Source organism: Mesorhizobium sp. C277A, from assembly GCF_040324395.1.
Lineage (GTDB): Bacteria > Pseudomonadota > Alphaproteobacteria > Rhizobiales > Rhizobiaceae > Mesorhizobium.
The window spans coordinates 1-18,733 of the sequence record NZ_JAMYVW010000003.1; the positions used below are offsets into that span (position 1 = coordinate 1).

General features: G+C 59.3%; 15 protein-coding genes and 3 pseudogenes. 6 read left to right on the forward strand and 12 right to left on the reverse strand.

What is annotated here, in order from left to right; genetic code table 11:
* From NKK52_RS29520 to NKK52_RS29545, 6 genes are all read right to left on the reverse strand, one after another.
* Window positions 1–220: ATP-binding cassette domain-containing protein (locus tag NKK52_RS29520; RefSeq protein ID WP_352630708.1), on the reverse strand; the 220-nt coding region annotated here is incomplete at its 3' end.
* Window positions 213–1,883 carry an ABC transporter permease gene (locus NKK52_RS29525; RefSeq protein ID WP_031202992.1) on the reverse strand — a complete coding sequence of 557 codons (1,671 nt, stop codon included), beginning with the start codon at window positions 1,881–1,883 and terminating at the stop codon, window positions 213–215. The genes NKK52_RS29520 and NKK52_RS29525, both read right to left, overlap by 8 nt.
* 120 nt (window positions 1,884–2,003) lie before the next feature.
* Window positions 2,004–3,107, reverse strand: a complete 1,104-nt coding sequence (locus NKK52_RS29530) for an ABC transporter substrate-binding protein (RefSeq protein ID WP_023682862.1) — start codon at window positions 3,105–3,107, stop codon at window positions 2,004–2,006.
* A gap of 213 nt (window positions 3,108–3,320) precedes the next feature.
* A complete protein-coding gene (locus tag NKK52_RS29535; RefSeq protein WP_023682863.1) occupies window positions 3,321–4,424 on the reverse strand; it encodes an ABC transporter substrate-binding protein in 1,104 nt (367 codons plus the stop codon).
* Window positions 4,421–5,827 (reverse strand): sensor histidine kinase, encoded by a 1,407-nt coding sequence (locus NKK52_RS29540; protein WP_023682864.1) that lies wholly within the window; start codon window positions 5,825–5,827, stop codon window positions 4,421–4,423. The genes NKK52_RS29535 and NKK52_RS29540 overlap by 4 nt, the downstream gene beginning before the upstream one ends.
* On the reverse strand, window positions 5,814–6,488 hold the full coding sequence (locus NKK52_RS29545) for a response regulator transcription factor (RefSeq protein ID WP_023673600.1): 675 nt from the start codon (window positions 6,486–6,488) through the stop codon (window positions 5,814–5,816). Before NKK52_RS29545 ends, NKK52_RS29540 begins: the two co-directional genes overlap by 14 nt.
* Before the next feature lie 569 nt (window positions 6,489–7,057).
* Between NKK52_RS29545 and NKK52_RS29550 the strand changes: the two genes are divergently transcribed.
* A complete protein-coding gene (locus NKK52_RS29550; RefSeq protein ID WP_023682865.1) occupies window positions 7,058–7,774 on the forward strand; it encodes a hypothetical protein in 717 nt (238 codons plus the stop codon).
* Window positions 7,775–7,872: 98 nt separating this feature from the next.
* Here NKK52_RS29550 and NKK52_RS29555 read toward each other — a convergent pair whose 3' ends face one another.
* Both NKK52_RS29555 and NKK52_RS29560 read right to left on the reverse strand, forming a co-directional pair.
* A complete protein-coding gene (locus tag NKK52_RS29555; protein ID WP_245263077.1) occupies window positions 7,873–8,577 on the reverse strand; it encodes a tetratricopeptide repeat protein in 705 nt (234 codons plus the stop codon).
* Window positions 8,578–8,756: 179 nt separating this feature from the next.
* The gene (locus tag NKK52_RS29560) at window positions 8,757–9,491 is read right to left on the reverse strand and encodes an IclR family transcriptional regulator (RefSeq protein WP_023682866.1); all 735 of its coding nucleotides are present in this window, start codon (window positions 9,489–9,491) and stop codon (window positions 8,757–8,759) included.
* A 633-nt stretch (window positions 9,492–10,124) separates the two neighbouring features.
* Between NKK52_RS29560 and NKK52_RS29565 the strand changes: the two genes are divergently transcribed.
* Together NKK52_RS29565 and NKK52_RS29570 are read left to right on the forward strand one after the other, a co-directional pair.
* Window positions 10,125–10,955 (forward strand): universal stress protein, encoded by an 831-nt coding sequence (locus NKK52_RS29565; protein WP_023682867.1) that lies wholly within the window; start codon window positions 10,125–10,127, stop codon window positions 10,953–10,955.
* A gap of 703 nt (window positions 10,956–11,658) precedes the next feature.
* On the forward strand, window positions 11,659–12,783 hold the full coding sequence (locus NKK52_RS29570; RefSeq protein WP_352630716.1) for a DUF2333 family protein: 1,125 nt from the start codon (window positions 11,659–11,661) through the stop codon (window positions 12,781–12,783).
* Between the two features lie 287 nt (window positions 12,784–13,070).
* Here the strand turns inward: NKK52_RS29570 and NKK52_RS29575 are convergent, their stop codons facing one another.
* Window positions 13,071–13,391, reverse strand: coding sequence for a hypothetical protein (locus tag NKK52_RS29575; RefSeq protein ID WP_023689684.1), 321 nt, complete (start codon window positions 13,389–13,391; stop codon window positions 13,071–13,073).
* 197 nt (window positions 13,392–13,588) lie between these two features.
* Here NKK52_RS29575 and tatB point away from each other — a divergent pair, with 197 nt between their 5' ends.
* From tatB to NKK52_RS29590, 3 genes and pseudogenes are all read left to right on the forward strand, one after another.
* Window positions 13,589–13,924, forward strand: a complete 336-nt coding sequence (gene tatB, locus NKK52_RS29580) for a Sec-independent protein translocase protein TatB (RefSeq protein WP_023682870.1) — start codon at window positions 13,589–13,591, stop codon at window positions 13,922–13,924.
* Window positions 13,925–14,333: 409 nt separating this feature from the next.
* Entirely contained in the window at window positions 14,334–14,930 is a 597-nt protein-coding gene (locus tag NKK52_RS29585; RefSeq protein ID WP_352630722.1) for a CDP-diacylglycerol diphosphatase, read from the forward strand.
* Between the two features lie 108 nt (window positions 14,931–15,038).
* Window positions 15,039–15,728, forward strand: a pseudogene (locus tag NKK52_RS29590) (undecaprenyl-diphosphate phosphatase); the annotation flags it as partial.
* Window positions 15,729–15,909: 181 nt separating this feature from the next.
* Here NKK52_RS29590 and tnpC read toward each other — a convergent pair.
* The 3 genes and pseudogenes from tnpC to NKK52_RS29605 form a co-directional block, all read right to left on the reverse strand.
* Window positions 15,910–16,781 (reverse strand): annotated as a pseudogene (tnpC, locus tag NKK52_RS29595) (IS66 family transposase); the annotation flags it as partial.
* A gap of 135 nt (window positions 16,782–16,916) precedes the next feature.
* A pseudogene (tnpB, locus tag NKK52_RS29600) lies at window positions 16,917–17,224 on the reverse strand (IS66 family insertion sequence element accessory protein TnpB).
* A gap of 728 nt (window positions 17,225–17,952) precedes the next feature.
* On the reverse strand, window positions 17,953–18,733 hold a 781-nt coding region (locus NKK52_RS29605; protein WP_352630719.1), incomplete at its 5' end, for an AI-2E family transporter.

Sequence of the window (18,733 nt, forward strand, 5' to 3'; positions counted from 1 at the left end):
TGTTCTGCTCCGCGTCGAAAAGCGGCCTGTCACCGAGCAGTATCTTGCCGCGGTTGGGTGTTTCCAGACCAGCGACCGCTCGCAAGAGCGTCGTCTTGCCGGACCCGGAGGCGCCGAGCAAGGCGACAATCTGGCCTGGTTCGACCGAGAAGGACACACCTTTCAGGATCTCGAGGGTGCCGTAACTGAGGCGCAGGCCGTCTATGATGATGTCAGTCATTGAGGCGGACTCCAAAGCGCATCGCTACGGCGAGACCGGTCACGATGATGACGGTGTTGATGACGGCGAGAGCGGAGACCAGATCGATCGCGCCGGTGCCCCACAGGGAAACCATGAGCGAGCCGATCACTTCGGTTCCCGGCCCGAGCAGATAAACGCCGGTCGAATATTCACGCGCGAAGATCAGGAAGATCAGCAGCCAGGCCGAGAACATCCCGCCACGGATGAGCGGCAGCGTGATGTCCCTGGCGACCCGGCCTTCGCTGGCGCCAACTGACCGGCCGGCTTCCTCGAGTTCCTTGCCGATCTGCAGGAGCGTTCCGGAAATCAGTCGCATGCCATAGGCGAACCAGACAATGGTATAGGCAAGCCACACCGAGATCATCGTGGCACGCAGGGGCGCGATCGGCTTGAAGAACAGAAAGATCCACAGCATGGCGAGGCCAGCCACAATACCCGGCATCGCCCGCGGTATCATGGCCACGTAGTCGACGACTTTGGTCAGGGGTGCGTTCGAGCGGTGACCGGCGAGTGCCACGGCGGTATAGGCCGCGATCGAAGCCGCACCGCCGATGACCGCAACACCGACCGTGTTGACAATGGCGCTGACGACATTCGGATAGTCAGCGAGATCGCGATAGTGATCTAACGTCAGCACCTCGAAGATGTTCACCCCGACGCCCCAGCTTGTCACCAGCGAGCGAATTGCGACGCCGCCCACCGGTATGATCACCGTGGCCGCGAACCATGCCACTACGAGCGCGAAGGCCGGCCAGCGAAGCGCGCCCAGCCGAATGGGGTTGTGCCGGCTGCCCTTGCCCTTGACAGACACATAGCGGCTGGCATTGCGCAGCATGTAGCGCTGCAGCACCACCAGCGGAAGCGCGATCATGATGATCGCCACCACCACTACGGCCATCAACTGGTAGGAAGGAACCCCGAGCTTGTTGGTGAGCTTGTAGAGATAGGTGGCGAGAACTAACACCCCTTCCGGATCGCCAAGCACCAGTGGCAGGCCGAAAAGTTCGAAACCAAGGAAGAACACTAGAACCGCCGCATAAAGCACCACCGGCATCACCATGGGCAGCGACACGCTGGCGGCGACGCGCCAGGGGCCGGCGCCGACGATGCGTGCCGCCTCTTCCAGGTCGGCGCCGACATTGCGCAGCGCCGCCGACGCATAGAGATAGACATGCGGGACATGGGTGAGCCCGGCGATAATCGCGATCGATGTCACCGAATAGACATTCCAAGGCACGTAGCCAATCACCGACTTGACCGCCAGCGAGACGAAGCCGACTGGTCCCAACGTCATCACATAGCCGAAGGCCAGCACTACCGCCGACATGAACACCGGGATGAGGATGATCGGCTCCAGCCAGCGCTTGCCCGGCACGTCGGTACGCACGATGATGAACGCCAGCAGGATTCCCACCGGAACGGCGATCAATGTCATCCCCACCGCGAGCTTGAGCGAAGTCGTCAGCGCCAGCCAGAAATCCGCATCTGCAAGGATGAAGCTATAAGCCTTCAGCGACAGATGCGCGGTCTTCTGGAAGAACGGGCCGGACAGAAAACTCTGGTAGATGATCAGCGTTACCGGCGCCAACACCACCAGGATGGCGAGGAGATTGGTGCTGACACGAAAGACGCGGAAGGGCATGATCGCCTCGAACAAAGCCGGGGGCCGTCCGCTAGCAAGAGCGCAAGCGCGCCGTTCCGATGGTTCTTAACAGCAAGAAAGGCGGAAGAGCCGATTGTGGCGGCACTCCCGATCAGGCGATTACTCGCCCTTCATGGCTTTCTGCCACTCGTTGAGGAACGCCAGCCGTGTCGTCTCGTCCAGGCCTTCGAGCAGTTTGTCGTCGAGCGCGATCGGATGAACATTTTCGCCGGCAGCGGCCTTTATGGACGCCAGCGTGGTTGCCCCCTCAACGTCATCACGAACGGCATAGAGCTTGATGTCGTTGGCGATCAGCTTCTGCGCGCGCGCCGACAGCAGATAGTCGACGAACAACTTCGCCGCATTGGGATCCTTGGCTTCCGCTGGAATGACCGTGGCGCGGGTGGTCACTAAAACATAATCCTTGGGGATTATCACACCAAGGTTCTCGTCCTTGGCCTGTTTGGCGAGGCCATACGAGCCGAAGATGCCGTAGGCGATGGAATGTTCGCCAGACGTGACCTTCTCAATCATCGAGCCGGCGGAGCTATAGAGCTTGATATGGGCCTTGCCAAAAGCCTTGTTGAGCGCCCAGGAATCGGTCCAGGTCTTGGCGTCCTGGTTGTAGAAATAGAAGCCGACCCCGGACTTTTCCGGATCGTAGGACGCGATCTTGCCGTCGTAATCGGCGGTCTTGCCGGTCATCAGCTTGAGCAGATCGGCGTGGCTTGCGGGAACATCGCCTTCAGGCACGAGACGCTTGTTGTAGACGAAAGTCACCGGGTCGGCTGTGGCACCATAGATCATGCCCTTGTACGACGCCCAGGCCGGAACGTGAGCCGCCTCGACGGATTTGTACTCCTGCGCATAACCGTCTGCGGCAAGTTTGATCTGCAGATCCGGAGCCGAAGACCAGGCGACATCCGCCGTGCCTTGGCCCGAAGCGGTTTCGGCAATGACGCGATTGTAGAGTTCGGTCGAATTGAGGTCGGAATATTCTACGGCAATCCCGGGGAACGCTGCTTCGAAATCCTTGAGCAAGGGCTGGACCAGCGCCGCATCGGTCGTCGAATAGATGCTGAGGTGTCCTTCCGCGGTGGCGGCGGCCACCAGATCCTTGTAGTTGTCCGGATACCCGGCGGGAATTTCGGCAGCGGGGGCAAGCGTCGCGAAAGCGGCTGACAGCGAAAGCACGGCCGTCATCGTCGCAAGACGATTTTTCATTGAGGTCTCCTCCAAGTTCGCCTAAATCGTACCTCCTCCAGGCACAAAAGGCGAGTATCATCCTGACCTGTCACCAACCTGTCACGGCAATGTAGAGGTTTGCTCAGCCGACTTGGGCCCGATGGGTCGTGCTCAGTTTCTCGACGACAGCCGGATCGGCCACATCGACATATCGCTGAGATTGTGGAAATTTTGGAGCGGCATCCTGCGGGGTCACGGTCGCTGGCCCTGGGCACCGATCATCGACTTGCTCCAATCTTCGATGAAGCGGCGGCGCAGCGCCTCGTCCTGTACGGCAAGTAACGCAGGGCCGATGCGAATGGCGCGCGCGATACCAGACTCGCCAAGTGTTTCCGGGCCGTCCGCTCCGTCAGGCAATTGCCCATTCTCGGCGAAGAAAAAGGAACTTTCCCTCGCGACTTTCTGTCCCCGGGCTGACAGAAGGTAGTCGAGAAATCGTTTGGCAAGGGCCATACTCGGTGCCGTCTTCGGAATGAGCGCGCCACGACTGAGTATCAGCGCATAGTCCCGCGGGACAACGACCCTTAAGTCGGAATTGTCCCTGGCCGCCGCATAGGCGTATGACCCGATCATATTGTAGCCAATATACAGGGTCCCGTTTGCAACGTCCTGAAGGGTCTCCGCGGTGCAACAACGAACCACGGTTTCCGCTCGGCTCATGCTTTCCAGAAGCCGACCGTAGACCGCGGTCGTCTGCCGCGCATCACTGAACGCCAATAGGTAGCCGATGCCCGAAAGCCGGATGTCGAACGTTCCGACCCGCCCACGATAAAAATCGAGCCGCCGCCTAAGAAGATCGGCGAGTTCGATGTGGGTGCGCGGTACGTCGCCGGACGGCACGAGGCGGGCGTTGTAGACGAAGACGGCCGGTTCGTAGGTAAAGCCGAATACTTCGTCGCGCCAGTTTGCCCAGTCGGCGACATGCGCGGTTTCCGCCGACACGTGCGGCGCCGCGCAGCCGTCATTGGCGAGCTTCACGAGTTGGTCGACCGACGGCGACAACAAGATGTCGCCCAGCACCGCGCCCGTCCGACAGGCTTCGCTGGCACTCTTTTGCAAGTCGTTGGTGACATATTCAACATAGTCGACTGCAACGTTGGGGAAAACGGACTGAAAGTCCCGGATCAGGGGTTCCATCGCCACCAGATCGGTCGCGGCGTGGATCGACAGTCGATCCTTCTCCGGCTGTGGCGAAGGGAAAAATGCGCTGCTTCCTTCAGCAGCTCTTGCCGCCTGATCGACGCACAAAAGGATTGCAGCCAGTAAAGTGAATGCCCGCAATGCTCTCGCTATCATCCTGCCTTCTCTCTGGCGATGGGCAACGTCAAGGTGACGGTGAACCCTTGCGTGCGCTTCCCGCCATCCTCGCTTTTCTCGCGAAAGGTCAGCGCGCCACCGTGAGCCGCCGCCACCTCCGACGCGATGGCGAAACCCAGACCTGCGCTGCCGTCGTGAGATTTGGACGTTTCGAAGCGCTGCGTGACTCGCTCCCACTCGCTCGACGGAATGCCCTGTCCGTCATCCTCGACCTCGACATGGGCAAGCGTACCGTCGCTGCGTACCCTGACCTCAAGGCGCGACATCACTCCGTGGCGCAGGGCATTGTCGATGATATTGACGATCGCTTCACGCAGGCTGACGGCGTCCGCAAGCACGACAGGTTCATCGTCAGGCGCCTCGAAGGAGACGATGATGTCCGAATCGATAGTTATCGGAACCGCCGCACGGAAAGCGCGCCGTGCGACGTCTGCAAGGTGGTGCGGCTGAAGCTGCACGGAATCGGCACGATGGATGACCATGGCGTGGCTGAGCAACTGGTTGGTCAGGCGCGCAAGTTCGCCGGCGCGCTGCTGTACGCGATCGAGATGCTGGCGGCTCGACTTGTCCAGCTTGGCTTGACTCAACAGATCGAGCTGCGCGGTAAGTGCCGTCAGCGGCGTTCTGATCTGGTGCGCCGCGTCGGCGATGAAGCGCTGCAGGAGTTTCACGCGCTCGTCGAGCCGACTCATGAAATAATTGATGGAAGTAACGAAAGGCCGCAATTCTCGCGGGACGACGACTGTCACGGGCGTAAGGTCTTGTGGATCACGACGGCGAAGCGTCGCTCCCAGATGCTTGACCGGTTGCAGAGAATAGCGAATGGCCACCATCGCCCCAGCCAATGCCAATATGCTCATGATTACCAGGAGGACGGTCGCTCTGAGCGTCAACTCCCCCGCGAGCGCACTGCGCGCTTCCGTGGTCTGCCCAACGATGACATGCGCCCAACCGGATACGGCGGGATCGGATAGAGCGCGAGCCACCACCGCTATGCGGACCGGTTCGCCGCGATAACGCGCCGATTCCAATACCGGGACATCGTGTATTGCTGCCAAATCAACTTCTGTTTGCAGATCGGCATAACCTGTCAGCGTCGCGCCGGAAGGATCGATCACGCGATAGAAGATGCGGTCGCGGCTGGCGAGGCCCAGGAGCTCAAAAGCCGATACCGGCAAGTTGACGATGAGTGAACCGGATTCAACCGTAAGGCTGTCCGCCATCTGGATCGCCGCACCTAGCAGAAGCCGGTCATAGGCGTCATCGGCGGCGGTTCGCGCGTAGTACCACGCCGCACTCACCAGAAGAGCCGCGCCCAGGCCCAGCACCAGCGAGATGCGGACCGCCAGGCGCGTGAAAAGGGAAGGCTCAGCCGGTATCATCGGAAGCCAGCTGATATCCCATGCCCCGCACGGTGACGATCTGCGCCTTGGCGCCTTCCAGCTTCTTGCGCAGCCGGCCGACATAAAGTTCGATCGCGTTCTGATTGACCGGCTCGTCAAACCCAAAAAGCTGATCGATAAGTTCATCCTTGCTGAAGACGCGACCTGGCCGCGACGCCAGTATCTCAAGCAACGTCATTTCGCGTCGTTTCAATTGCACCTCGCGCCTGCCTACCCGGACCGAGCGGCTGGCGCGGTCGAGCACGACATCGCCGCACTGAACGATGTTGGTCGCCTCGCCGCTTTTCCGCCGCAGCAGAACACGGGCGCGCGCTTCCAATTCGCGGAAATCGAACGGTTTGACCAGATAGTCGTCGGCGCCGATATCGAGCGCGCCAACGCGGTCCTCTATCTCCGAACGGGCCGTCAACATCAGAACTGGGGTCGTCTTTCTTGCCTGCCGGAGCCTTCGAACGATTTCGAACCCGTCGAGGCCGGGCAACATGACATCGAGTATGACGAGATCGTAGCTGGTGAAACCGAGGATTTCTGCGGCAGCACGACCGTCCGTCTCCCAATCGACCGCATGGCCGATCGTTTCGAAGCGGCGGCTGATTGCCTCGCCAACGTCGTGCGTGTCTTCGACGAGGAGAATTCGCATGACGGAGCATTTGCACGGAAGCAGTAGCCTATCAAGCGTCGCGCTCGACAGCATCTGCGGATATCAGCTGTTCAGCTTCCAATCATCCGAACGACTGGCTGCGCCATGCCGTCTGCCTTCATTTTGATCTGCGTATACACTGTCGGCCGACGAGGGCGCATCAGGCGAGACAGGATGCCCGGATTGTCGTGACGACAAAATGCAAGCTACGATGTCGACTGTCGTTCTCGCAACGACACGGTGAACTTTTCGCCTGCATCTTGTTGTCGTTGGCGTCGTCATTTTCATCTTTTGCCTGGTTGCTTGGCAGCGCCCTCCGTTTATCCTCGCAAACGCGGCAGTCTTGGTGGCGATTGTGCCGTTGGTCATGTGTGACGCGGCGGTTTGTTGACTGCGTTGCGCCCTTCCGGATAGCCTTTGGAACAGCTTGGCCTAGCAAATGGCTGGGTCTCGCCTGAATTGAAGAAAAACTCGCCAATTTGTCCAAGGTGTTAGTGCAGCATTGCCCTACCTTATCGCCGCTTGGAGTGTGATCGGCAATCGTGGTACCGCAACGCCGGGAGGCGACGATGCGTGTCATTTTCCGATGTGATCCGATGTTGATCGAGCATTTGCCACGCCCGATCCTCGCGCGCGGTGCTCTACCGGATTGGCTGCGCGCAATGCCCGCCACTGCCTATTCGGCGATCCACGGCCGCGACATTCGCACGCTCAAGCAGTGCCCGCCCGTTATCGATGCGATGACCTATGGCTTCATGATCCTCCTGCCGTGCGACGTCGTCGTCGACAAAGGGACCTTTTCCTGGGACTGGCACATTCCAGACCCGGTCAGTGAGAACCACCCCCGAGCGCCTTTGAGCTTCCACACGCCGGGGCAGCTCGCCGGCAGCCCGTTTGCCACTCCCGGTCAAGCCGCTATCAAATTCAACAGCTTCTGGACCATACAGATCGAGGACGGCTGGTCGCTCTTCGCGACGCATCCGGTCAATCGCGAGGATCTTCCCTTCAGGCTGGTGACTGGCCTGGTGGATTCCGACCGGTTCAGCGATGGGGGCATCAATTTCCCGGCGATCTGGACGGAGCCCGGATTCTCTGGCGTGCTCAGGAAAGGAACTCCAGTCGCGCAGTGCTTTGCGGTTCCGCGGGCCGCGCCGCAGCTCGAATACGAAGTGTTCGACGAAAAGCGACAGGCATCCTATGCGCAGACGGTCGCCGATGTCCTGTCAACGCCCGGCGTCTACCGCAAGCGGTTTCGCGCCAGGCGGGGACGCTCCGCCAGCGAGTGAGCGACGCAGCGCTTTCTCATCAAGCCACAGCCGGCCCCTTGGCGCCGACGTCAGCGCCATGGCGATGACGCTGAAGGTGGATGAGCTGAGACCATAGGCTAATGAATACGCTGCCATGGCCTCGTCGAGGTCGCCGGTTTCCTGCAGGACGACACCCAGATTGACAGCCGCTTCCGGGGCGCCGGGCTCATCTCAAGCACGCGTCGATAGGCCTGTGCAGCGCTGCCGAACTTGCGCATGTCCTGACGTACCAGCCCGAGGTCGAACCAGGCCGACAGATGCCCGCGGCCAGCGACTGCGCGTTCGAGCAGACCTTCCGCCTCGACAGCCGCTCGGCGCTGCCATGCAAGGCGCCCGAGGCGCGCCGCTGCCTCCCCGGATTTCGGATCCCGTTGCAAGACAAGTGTCCAGGACGCGCTCGCCGCAGGGGCATCGCCTGCTTGATCGAAGGTGCGTGCCCGTTCGACGAGCATTTCCGCCTGAGATGACAGTCTTGCCGCGCGGTCCAGGAACTGAAACGCCGCTTCAAACCTGCCTTCGGCCCGGGCAATCCGGCATGCCAGTATCAAGGCGGGCGCATAGTCGGGTCGAGTGGCAAGGCTTGCTTCGATGCGCGCACGAGCCTCCGGCAGATCTGCCTTGGCGAACAATACAGCCGCCAGAAGATGGCAAAGCGCCGGGTCGCCTGGGTGCTGCTTCAGGCCCAATTCGCACACATCGATCGCTTGGCGATGATTGCCGGAATTGAACGCGGCCAAAGCGCGGCGGATCAGATCGTCACTATCGTTTTGATTGGTGCGCATTATGCTTGGACGCTCACTGGCAGTCATGTCCGCAAGGGGCCGATGTCGATTCCAGTCATGTTTGGCGGGACCACTTGCCACAGAGCAGAGAGTAACCGACTTGGAGCCTCGCTTGCCACCAATCCGCCCCAACTGCTACTCCCCTTCCCTTAAGCAGACACGTGCTGGTCACGACCATTCTATGAGCGCGCTTGTGCATATTGTTTGCTCGCAAGGGATATCGATAGACGTTCGCCAAAACCCAGCAAAAGCGGTCTGATGCTGACCAACTTTTCCGGCGTAAATCTGGTCAGCGGCCCAGAAACAGCCAGCGCTCCGATCAAGCCCTCGCTGCCTGAAAAAACCGGTACGGCCATCGCAGCTGTTTCGGAATCTCCCTTCCCGAGCGATATAAACGGAATCTTCGCCATAAGAGCTGTTCGCGTCCTAGGCTTAGCCGTACTGAACCGTGCAAGCACTTGGCCAGCTGCGTGACCGTCAAGCGAAAGCACATCACCCTCTCGGATTTGATCACGGATCAAATGACGACAGTCTGCGCGAAATAGGCAAATTCCGTCATTTCCCTCCTTTCGAAAAAACGATGCGCTTTCACCCGCCTGTTCGACAAGGCTCAAAAGGAGAGGCCGAACGAATGCCTCTATCTTAAAACGACGACGGTAGAATGAGGCCAATATCATCGGCGTATGGCCGACAGCAAAGCGCTTGTCCGCCATGCGAACAATGTAGCCACTGCGGACAAGGGATTCCGTTAACCGAAGGATCGTGCTTTTGTATAGGCCCGTTCTAGAAGATATCTCAGCCAGGCTTAAACCCTCGTCATGCTCTGTGAAGCACCCGAGGATCGAAAGCGCGCGATCGACAGCTTCAACCCCTCCCGCTCTTGTGTCAGCTTGCTCCACCGCCTGATGGTTCACGCGTTTGGTTCCTTTGAACGCCAAAGCTCAGTTGCGAAGTCGGGTCCTGATCACGTCCCCACGTGCTCAGCTTTGGAGTACCTCGCTCGCGAAAAGCAAAGTGCCATTTCATCATTCAGCATATTATCCTGTCGGTAACTGAAAATCCTACACGATCGTGGAAAAAGAGGACCTACTGCATCTTCAAATGTCGCGTCCTGTCGGACATGATGTGGGGGACACAATACTGGCGCGTCGGGTGCTCCAAGTTGTGTCGCAGCCTCCCCAGCATCCAAGTTGGCTGGTATCCTGATTTAGCAGGATGGTCGCGGAGCGTGGTTTCCCCGGCGCGGATCGTGAACCGCTGGGTTGCGGCCACATCATCGCCTACCGCTACTGTTCAAACAATGCTTGCGAGCGGCACTGCGCTCATGGCAACAAGCAGGCCAATCGTCATTTGCCATCTCTGTTCCTGGATGCCTGCCATTATAGCCACAGTCGTTCAGGACGGAATCGGCGCGGCGCAAGATCGCCTTGGATAGGCAGTAACAACCCTCGGTCGTCTGAGTTTTTGTAGGCTGAAATGGCTGGCTTGAGTGTGACACGCATTGGGCCAATGGTCGACGGCGATCGAAATAACGGGGTTGAGGTCTGATGAGCAAAATTGCCTTACTTCCTCTGGCGACGTATCCGGAAGCGAATTCCACCAAAATCGCATCAAACGCAATCGCGGTGGTCAAGCACGTTGGTGCCGCACTTCATGCATTGACGATCAATGTCGATATTCCGGGTATTTCCAATCCGGTTTCGCGATACTTGATCGATCTTCCCGAAATGATCCGGGAGACAGAAGCGACCAGCCGCAAGCATGGGCTCGATTTGCTGGAGGCATTGAAAGCTGAAGCGGCACGCGTCGGATCGCTCCTCACAACCGAGGAGATTGCTGTTCAGCCAGCATCTATCGGCGATGTTGCGGCAACTCAGTCACGCTATTTCGATTTTGCTTTGATTGGGTTGGAGCCAAATAACCAGACTGCGCGCATGACCGTTAATGCGGTCCTGTTTGGTTCGGGTCGCCCAACCATAATTCTGCCGGAAGACGCAAACGTTGGTGCGATCGATCATGTCATCATCGCTTGGGATGGTAGCCGCGTTGCGGCCCGGGCCGTTGCCGATGCGCACGCGTTTCTGCAATGTGCCTCAAAGATAACGGTACTGACAGTGACAGACGAAAAGTCGCTGCGCGATATTGGCGAACGCCTCGCCCTGAGCCTGAGAAAGCGTGGCTTTCCCGCTGAGGGGATCTCAATCGACCTCGAAGATCGCCCCATTGGCGTTACGCTTCAGGCGCGCGCTGTCAGCATGGGCGCCGATCTGCTTGTTATGGGTGCATACGGCCATTCCCGGATGAGAGATTTTGTCGTGGGTGGAGCAACCAAAAGCGTTCTTGGCGATCTGCGCCTGCCTGTCCTTTTGTCGCACTAGAAATCTGCCCGAGAGTTGTCGGCGGCGGGTTGGCTACTACGATTGTGCCAGCGGCGCACTGTATCAGGTTCTAAACTAGCCCAAGACGAAACTGCCGGATTGCTCGTGAGTTGCCGATTGTTTTGCCTTCGATATCGAACTCGACCTGAACCGGGAGCATAGCCGTTCGCGGCACCTACGATTGATTCCTGCCCCTGCCAGAGGCCGACAATGACGGTCCGCCTTTGGTGCCCATCACGTCCGCGCCTGCAACCACTTGAGGCCGAACTCGCACAGAGCCAGAAGTCTGGGGCTGAGCGAACACTAGATGATGTTGGCAGTCTCAAACGTCAAGACGGGCATCTCGCAGAGGCACACTGCTTGCATTTGGCGAACGTCTATCGATATCAGAACGAAGTAAACTGGCACGAAGGCGCGCTCATAAAAAGCGCCGAAATTGCCTGTCGTGTGCGAATGGCTAGGCGAGGTATGGTGTGTGCCGATAACCATGCGGTTTGAAAACCGGGACGGATGGTCTATGCAGCGCGTCGTTCTGCAAACCACATATTTGAAGGACAAGGTGGCGTTTCGCACGCGCCTTTACGGCTTGACTGACTAGAACGAAATGAGCCGTCATTTCGTTCTAACTTATTGTTTTGGCGCATGATGTCATCCAAAAAGTCTGCAACTTTTTGGCATCATGCTGAAGGGGTGAACGAGAGCCATGCTTGATCCGATCGTGAATTTCTTCACCCGCATCTTCCAGTGGATCGGCCGCGGCATCGGCCTCGCCTTCGGCGTGATCCTTTGGCCGTTCCTGTGGGCCGGGCGCTGGTACACACAGCGCGGCTGGATCCTGAAGGCGGCGGTCGGCCTCGCGCTGCTGGTTCTGATCGGTCTCTACGCCAATTTCTTCTACGCCACCCAGTGGTGGAACAAGTTCGATCCCAACTACGTCGACAAATACACCTTCGAGAACCGCAACATTTCCGCCGGCGAACAGGTCGCGGCCGGCGCTGGCACCGAAACCGCCAAGACCTGCGGCAATTCAGGTATCGCCCAGGTCGCGGCCGACCTCACCGATTTCAACGTCAACCAGAATGCCTGGATCTCGTCGATGATCCTCTACAAACTCGGCCTGTTCGGCATCGACTGGGACCACACGCCGTTCATGGACAACAAGGCCTCGTTCCAGCGGGGCATCAACCAGGCGGTGCGGCGCACCTCCACCGAGCTTGCCGACAATCTCGGCCGCGTGCGCACCACATCGCAGATCGACACCGACCTACAGGATGCGCGCGGCAATCTGCAGTTCGATGAGGAAACCTGGTATTTCGGCCTCAACCCGTTCGGACCCAAGACGCCGACGCCGAGCTATTATCGCGACGCGGTTCGCAAATTGCGCTCCTTCAATGCTCGGCTGGCCACCTGCCAGGCGACGTTCGATGCCCGAGCCGACAATCTGAAACAGTATATCGACCGCATCTCCTCCGACATCGGCTCAACCTCGGCGATCCTCAAGGAACGCGCCGAGAACCACAACAATGGCTGGTTCGACTTCCGCGCCGACGACCGCTTCTGGTTCTCCTATGGTCAGCTCTATGCCTATTACGGGCTGATGAAGGGCGCCCAGGCCGATTTCGAGGACGTGATCAAGGAAAAGCACCTGCAGAACCTGTGGGACACCATGGATGCGCAGTTCGTCTCGGCGCTGCGCATCCTGCCCTTAATCATCGCCAACGGCCGCGAGGACGGCTGGCTGCTGCCGAACCACCTAACGACAATTGGCTTCTACATGTTGCGCGTGCGCTCAAACATGATCGAGATTAGCAACGTTATTGCGCAGTAACTCGCTGCCACCGACCCAGTTTTGTGAACGGTGAAATTCGCCCAGAACCGAATTTTCAGCACGCCTCCTGGGTGGGTGTCTTGACGAGTAATGGCCTTCATCCGGGAAACTGGTTGTGCTCGCAGGCCTGACCAAGTCCGCACCATCGCTACACGGATCGACCTTGCCTTTGCGGAACAGGAGGCGGTCGTGAGGTCCGGCTAAACTGCTTGACAAAATTGGACCCGTCCCGCGGCGTGCCTTGTCGAACCAAAGCCCGTCGCCGAAATCGCTCTGCTGTTGAGAATCTAATGCAACTCCAGCTCGAATTCGACCCAGGCGTGACGACTATTGTTGAGGGCGACGATCTTGAGGGGAATGAAACCCGCGGCGTAGTTGCCAAAGTGCCCGAAGGGTTGAACCGGCCGGATGGTCCGTATGGTCAGGGCTACGGGATCAACCGATTCAAGTTCCCCGGTGACCACGATGGGGGCGCCCCTCGTTCCTGCTCCCGAGACTGAAATGACCCGTAATCCGCCGAGTTCGTCAGAAAAGGAGTAGGCGCCCGCTTCAAAGATTCTGGGCCGTGTGCCATCCGCTCCGGCGTGGTGTCCGCTTGCTGTGAGCATGGCTTGATATTCGGGTTGACGGGTGGTGCCACATGGCGCGAAGTATGGACGACAATCGCGCGGCGCATACTGGAATGGCTCACGCGAGGCGGTCTGATGGCAGGCTCGGCGGTGTCGATCGAACCGCTACCCGATAGGTCGACGCAAAACCGCGGAGAGATTGTCACTGCCGGCGATGTGCGCGAGAGGACTTACCGATGTTCGGACTTGGCATGACCCACCTGGTGGTCATCTTTGTGGTGGCGCTCGTTGTTTTCGGACCAGAGGAGCTTCCAAAAGTAATGCGATCGGCGGGGGCAATGATGAAGACATTCAATCGGATCGCTGGTGATTTTCGAAAGCAGTTTGACGACGCCGTACGACAAGCCGAGAAGGAACTCGACCTGCAGGAAACCCGCTCGGTGCTAAAGAATTCAATGGAAAGTGTATCGCAAAGCGCTGATAAGGCCATCGAAGGGAAGGATAACGATCGCAATCCGGCTGCTGAACAGAGCGCTGACTCAAAGTTGGCGTCCACCGCATCCAACCGGTGATCTGACACCAAAAGGGCGACAGCCCGCTTGAACGAAACCATCTCAAGGAGTCAAACAGCGGCTCCACCGATACCATCCCGGTTCCGCCGAACGCAGCCTCAGTCTCCAAGCCTCGTGAACGACATTTCGGCTGCTACATACCCGGTTGCAGGTCGCAGTTCCTCCATCATTGTCGTCCAGAAGCTTTGATATTGTTGGCAATCTTGCGCTGCCGGTTTCCGCTACCCATGACCATCCAACGCCATTTGTGGGGCCTTTTGGCTCGGGACAGGGTCCTCCGGGCACTGCTGACATTGTTTGTAACGATGTCGGCCAGTAGCGTCGGCTCCGCTCCCGCGCATCGCAACGCGCTCTGGCAGGTTGTGCAGACTTGCGCTTTTGCCGCGGCGCATCTTGGCAGCGCCTTCCCTTGCGAGGAAGTGGTCCTGCCCAAACAGGGCCACCTGGGTCGGCTCTCATCAAGTCGCCCCGATTTCGGACCGAGTTTCTGTTGATGCCACTTGCGGCTGTTGCCGGTATTGAAAGCCCGCCGGTCCGTGAGGAGGACAGTGCCCAACTCTGGCATCGGGCATGGGAAGTTCGAAACAGGGTTTCGGCGAGCCTTGGACGATATCTGCCACGAACGGCGGTTGCCCTGGCGGTGAATTCCAGAACTGCGCGGTCCCAGGATCAGTTCCACATCCACGTCGATTGCCTTGCAGCATCGGTAGAAAAGAAACTCGCCTCGACCGGGCCGAAGACCGAAGGCCCATGGCAGCTGTTCCCCCTGGCGCTGATGGGAAAACGCTACTGGATCAAGGCGGTCGATCGGCCGGATTTGGCAGCCACCAACGTGGCCGGCATTGTTGCTGCCGGGTTGCCGCAGGCTCGGCGCGCCATGCATCGGGTAAATATCGTCGTTGTTGGGGCCGAACTGGCCCATGCCAGGCCAGGGTTTTACATTCTGGCCAACTGGGAGCACTCCGCCGCCGAGCGCCTTTTAGATCACGACTGCACTTCGCGATGAGCGCCACGAGGTATTTGGAAAGGCCAATGGCCGCACCTGATACCGTCACCCCTTGAAAGCTGGTATCGACGTTATTTTGGGGAACCAAGATTCCGGGATTACGGACCTATGATCACTTATTTCCAGGCGGTCGTTTTGGGGCTTTTGCAGGGTTTCGCCGAACTCTTTCCGATTTCGAGCTTGGGACAGACCGTTCTGATCCCTGCCCTGCTTGGCTGGCCCGTCGACCGATCGAGCGTTGCATTTGTCGCCTTTTTGGTGCTGACGCACCTGGCGACGGCTCTCGTGTTGCTGGGCTTTTTCTGGCGCGATTGGCTAGGCATCATCGGTGGTGTTCTCCGCTCCCTCAAACAACACGAGATCCGCGCCGATGACACCTATGCCAAGCTGGGATGGCTTCTCATCGTCAGCACCATTCCGGCCGGACTCCTTGGGCTTCTGTTCGAAGAGCGACTGAAGCAGCTCTTTGCAGCCGCGACACTCGTCGCGGCTGTGCTCGTACTGAATGGCCCAATGCTCTATGTCGTCGAAGTGTTGCGTTCGCGCGGCGCGACTGAAGGTGCCCACGATGACGGGAAGCTTGCTGCCCTTTCATGGATCCAAGCCGTCATCATCGGCATCACGCAATGTTTCGCATTGATACCGGGATTTTCTCGCACCGGACTGACCATGAGCGGTGGGCTCGCCTGTGGGCTTTCTCACGAGAACGCCGTCCGCTATTCATTCCTGCTGGCCACCCCAATCATCCTGGCGGCTGCCGTGCTCAAGGTCCCGATCTTTTCACAAATGGCGGCGCAGGATTGGGTCAGGCGGTTGTTGGCGCCTTGTGTGCTGGCGGAACCGCATTTCTTTCAATTCGCTTTCTGCTCAAATACTTTGAAACGGACACGCTCAAGCCATTCGCGTACTATTGCATCGGCGCTGGAGCCGCAGCCTTGCTCTATCTGGCGCTTTAAGCTTTCTTGGGGTCGCTCCGAAACCATGCGAACGCGAACAGCGCAAGATGTTCGCCACGGCGGTCGCGCGAATAGTGGAACAGCGCGGCGGGCGTATCGGCGCCGCCGAAGGGCCGGTCGTCGCGGGCATAGACCCACAGCCTGCCGATATCGGTCTTGCCCTTGGCGAGGACCGGCACGTTGTGTCGTCGCCGTGCAATCGGTCGGCGGCGAGAACATGAGCCTCGATCCGGCGATAGAGGGGCATGAGCGCGAAAGTGGCCGCGCCAACTTGGTCGGCGAGCGTCGACAGGCTCAGTGGCACGCCCTCGCGAGCGAAACGTTCAGCCTGGCGGGTTAAGCGTTGATGCTGGCCGTACTTGTCGAACAGCAGCATGGCGAGCAAGCCAGGACCTGCCCAGCCACGCGGCACGACATGGAACGGCGCCCGCGGCTGGGTGATCGTCACAGTTCCGGCACGAGAACTTCTCGCGCACCGTCTGGATGACCTTCCACTGACGCGGGATCACCTCCAGTGTCTCGGTCACGACCTCGCCGAGCTTCGAAAGCCGCGTCCCGCCGCAAGTCGGACACGAACATGGCGCGGGGGATGACGATGCGCTCACGTGTCAGATGCTCGGGAAACGGCTTCTTCACTGGCCGTTTGCGCTCGAAGCTCGAAGGCGGTGACACTGGTCGTCCTGGTCGCCGCCGCTTCGGCGGCAAGGTCAACTTCGCTGGCTGTGGCCTCGAGTTCCTCGAGTTGCAATTCAAGTTGGTCCAGGAGCCGGCGGCTGCGCTCGGCGCTGGGGCCATACTGCTCGCGCCTGAGCTTGGCGATCTGCAGCTTGAGGTGCCCGATCAGAGCTTCCCTGGCCGACGCCTTAGCCCACGCGGCGGCAAGTTCGGCGCCCATCGACACAACCAGGGCCTTAAGCGCTTCGACATCGTCCGGCAGGGGCTAAATGGCGGCTTCCATGACCGAAATGAATCAGCACACTGTCTCTCGGTGCAACCGAAAAATGCCGCTTTGGCTGAGGAAATCCGTGTCCTATCCCGCGCTCACCGGACGCCAGCTGTACTGCGGGTTGCGCCAGTCAATCCCGTCGAGCAAACACGCCAGCTGAGCGCTCGTCAGCGACACTGCACCGTCCTTCACCTGGGGCCAAATGAAGCGGCCCTTCTCGAGCCGCTTGGCATAAAGCGACATACCGATCCCGTCATGCCAGATGTCTTTACCAGCGATCCGGCGCGTCCGCGGAAAACGTAGAGATCACCACCGTGGGGATCGCGCTTCAGGTGCTGCTGCACCAGCAAAGCCAGGCCCTGCATGCCCTTCCTCATATCGGTGTGACCCATCGACAGCCACACCCGCGCGCCCGGCGGGATCACCGCAGTGCCTTTACCACTGCCGTAACCAGCGTGGGCGTCGCTCCCGCGAAGATGCTCACCCGGCCGCCCTTTACCACCTCCACGACAATAGCCGGCCGGTGCTCCAGTGGATGGCCGACGTCGTCATCGACAACCACCGCCTCTGTAAGGCACGGGTCCGGGACGTGCTCGCACAGCTTGCGCGCCACGTGTAGATCAGCGGCGTCGAAACGTCATGCCGCTGCGCCACCTGCGTCACACAGGTCTCGGCGAAAACGCCTCCTCCAAAATCTGGCGCCGTTCCGCCTCGTTCCACCGCCGCCGACGTTCGGGGCCTGTGAGCAACGTGATCTGACCCATCAACTGCTCCTAAGTGCGCTCATAAGAGCACGCTTAAGACCACTCGTTCATCACCCGAACAAGGCGCGACACGCCGGATGGATACTCAAAATGCACCCCACCGGTCAAAAGCGGAAACAAGCCGATCGACGACGACAACACCCTATGCCGCCAACGTCACAACATCGAGAACATGTTCGCCAAGCTGAAGGACTAGCGGCGCATCGCGCCCAATTTGACCGCTACGCACACACCGTCTTCTCGGCATCTGCATCGCAGCCGCCGTGGCCTTCCGTCTTAATCAATGAGCCTGATGCTAGCTGGCCTGTTAACCATCGACGCGACCCGATTTCGTTCGATCGGGCATTGCTCCAATCCTAGATTAGCCCGCGCATCGTGAGTTCAGCCTTCAGATAGGCATAATAGATCGGCGCGGCGACAAGACCCGGCATACCGAACCAGGCCTCCATGAAAACCATCGCCAGAAGAAGCTCCCAGGCACGCGCGTTGATCCGCGTTCCAATAATCTTGGCGTTCATGAAGTATTCGAGCTTGTGAATGACGATGAGAAAGGTAAGCGAGCCGAGCGCTGCAAGGAAGGAGATGCTGAGGCTGACAACGACGATCACGGTGTTGGAGATCAGATTGCCGATGACCGGCAGAAGGCCGGCGACGAAAGTCAGCGCTATCATCGTCCTGATGAATGGCAGATCGATTCCGAAGGACGGCAAAACAGCGACGAGATAGATCGCCGTTAGAAATGTATTCAACGCCGAAATCCGAATTTGCGAGAACACGATGTTGCGAAAAGCCTTGCTCAGAATTTTGACACGATCCGCCAGCGCGATCGCCAGTGGGCCGGGCTCGCCCGATGGCGCCGCCGAGTTCACCGCGATCAAGCCGCCGATCACCATGCCGACGATAATGTGGACCACCAGGACGCCGACATCTCGCCCGACGAGTTGAAGCTGGCCGGCATGTTCGCGGAGCCACCGGGCCGCGAAGACTTCCAGTTCCTCGATATTCGACGGAAAATAGGCCATCGCCCAGGTCGGGAGATGGACACGCGCGGTATCGATGATCTCGGCCATCTTCTTGAGGAGCGTCACGACGTTCTCCGAACCGCCAGTCAATTGCGACACGCCGCTAAAGATAGCG

Excerpts from the sequence above, each read along its gene's own strand:
- NKK52_RS29525 (WP_031202992.1), bottom strand. The coding sequence starts at position 1,883 with ATGCCCTTCCGCGTCTTTCGTGTCAGCACCAATCTCCTCGCCATCCTG.
- NKK52_RS29530 (WP_023682862.1), bottom strand. The coding sequence starts at position 3,107 with ATGAAAAATCGTCTTGCGACGATGACGGCCGTGCTTTCGCTGTCAGCC.
- NKK52_RS29535 (WP_023682863.1), bottom strand. The coding sequence starts at position 4,424 with ATGATAGCGAGAGCATTGCGGGCATTCACTTTACTGGCTGCAATCCTT.
- NKK52_RS29540 (WP_023682864.1), bottom strand. The coding sequence starts at position 5,827 with ATGATACCGGCTGAGCCTTCCCTTTTCACGCGCCTGGCGGTCCGCATC.
- NKK52_RS29545 (WP_023673600.1), bottom strand. The coding sequence starts at position 6,488 with ATGCGAATTCTCCTCGTCGAAGACACGCACGACGTTGGCGAGGCAATC.
- NKK52_RS29550 (WP_023682865.1), top strand. The coding sequence starts at position 7,058 with ATGCGTGTCATTTTCCGATGTGATCCGATGTTGATCGAGCATTTGCCA.
- NKK52_RS29555 (WP_245263077.1), bottom strand. The coding sequence starts at position 8,577 with ATGCGCACCAATCAAAACGATAGTGACGATCTGATCCGCCGCGCTTTG.
- NKK52_RS29565 (WP_023682867.1), top strand. The coding sequence starts at position 10,125 with ATGAGCAAAATTGCCTTACTTCCTCTGGCGACGTATCCGGAAGCGAAT.
- NKK52_RS29570 (WP_352630716.1), top strand. The coding sequence starts at position 11,659 with ATGCTTGATCCGATCGTGAATTTCTTCACCCGCATCTTCCAGTGGATC.
- NKK52_RS29575 (WP_023689684.1), bottom strand. The coding sequence starts at position 13,391 with ATGCTCACAGCAAGCGGACACCACGCCGGAGCGGATGGCACACGGCCC.
- tatB (WP_023682870.1), top strand. The coding sequence starts at position 13,589 with ATGTTCGGACTTGGCATGACCCACCTGGTGGTCATCTTTGTGGTGGCG.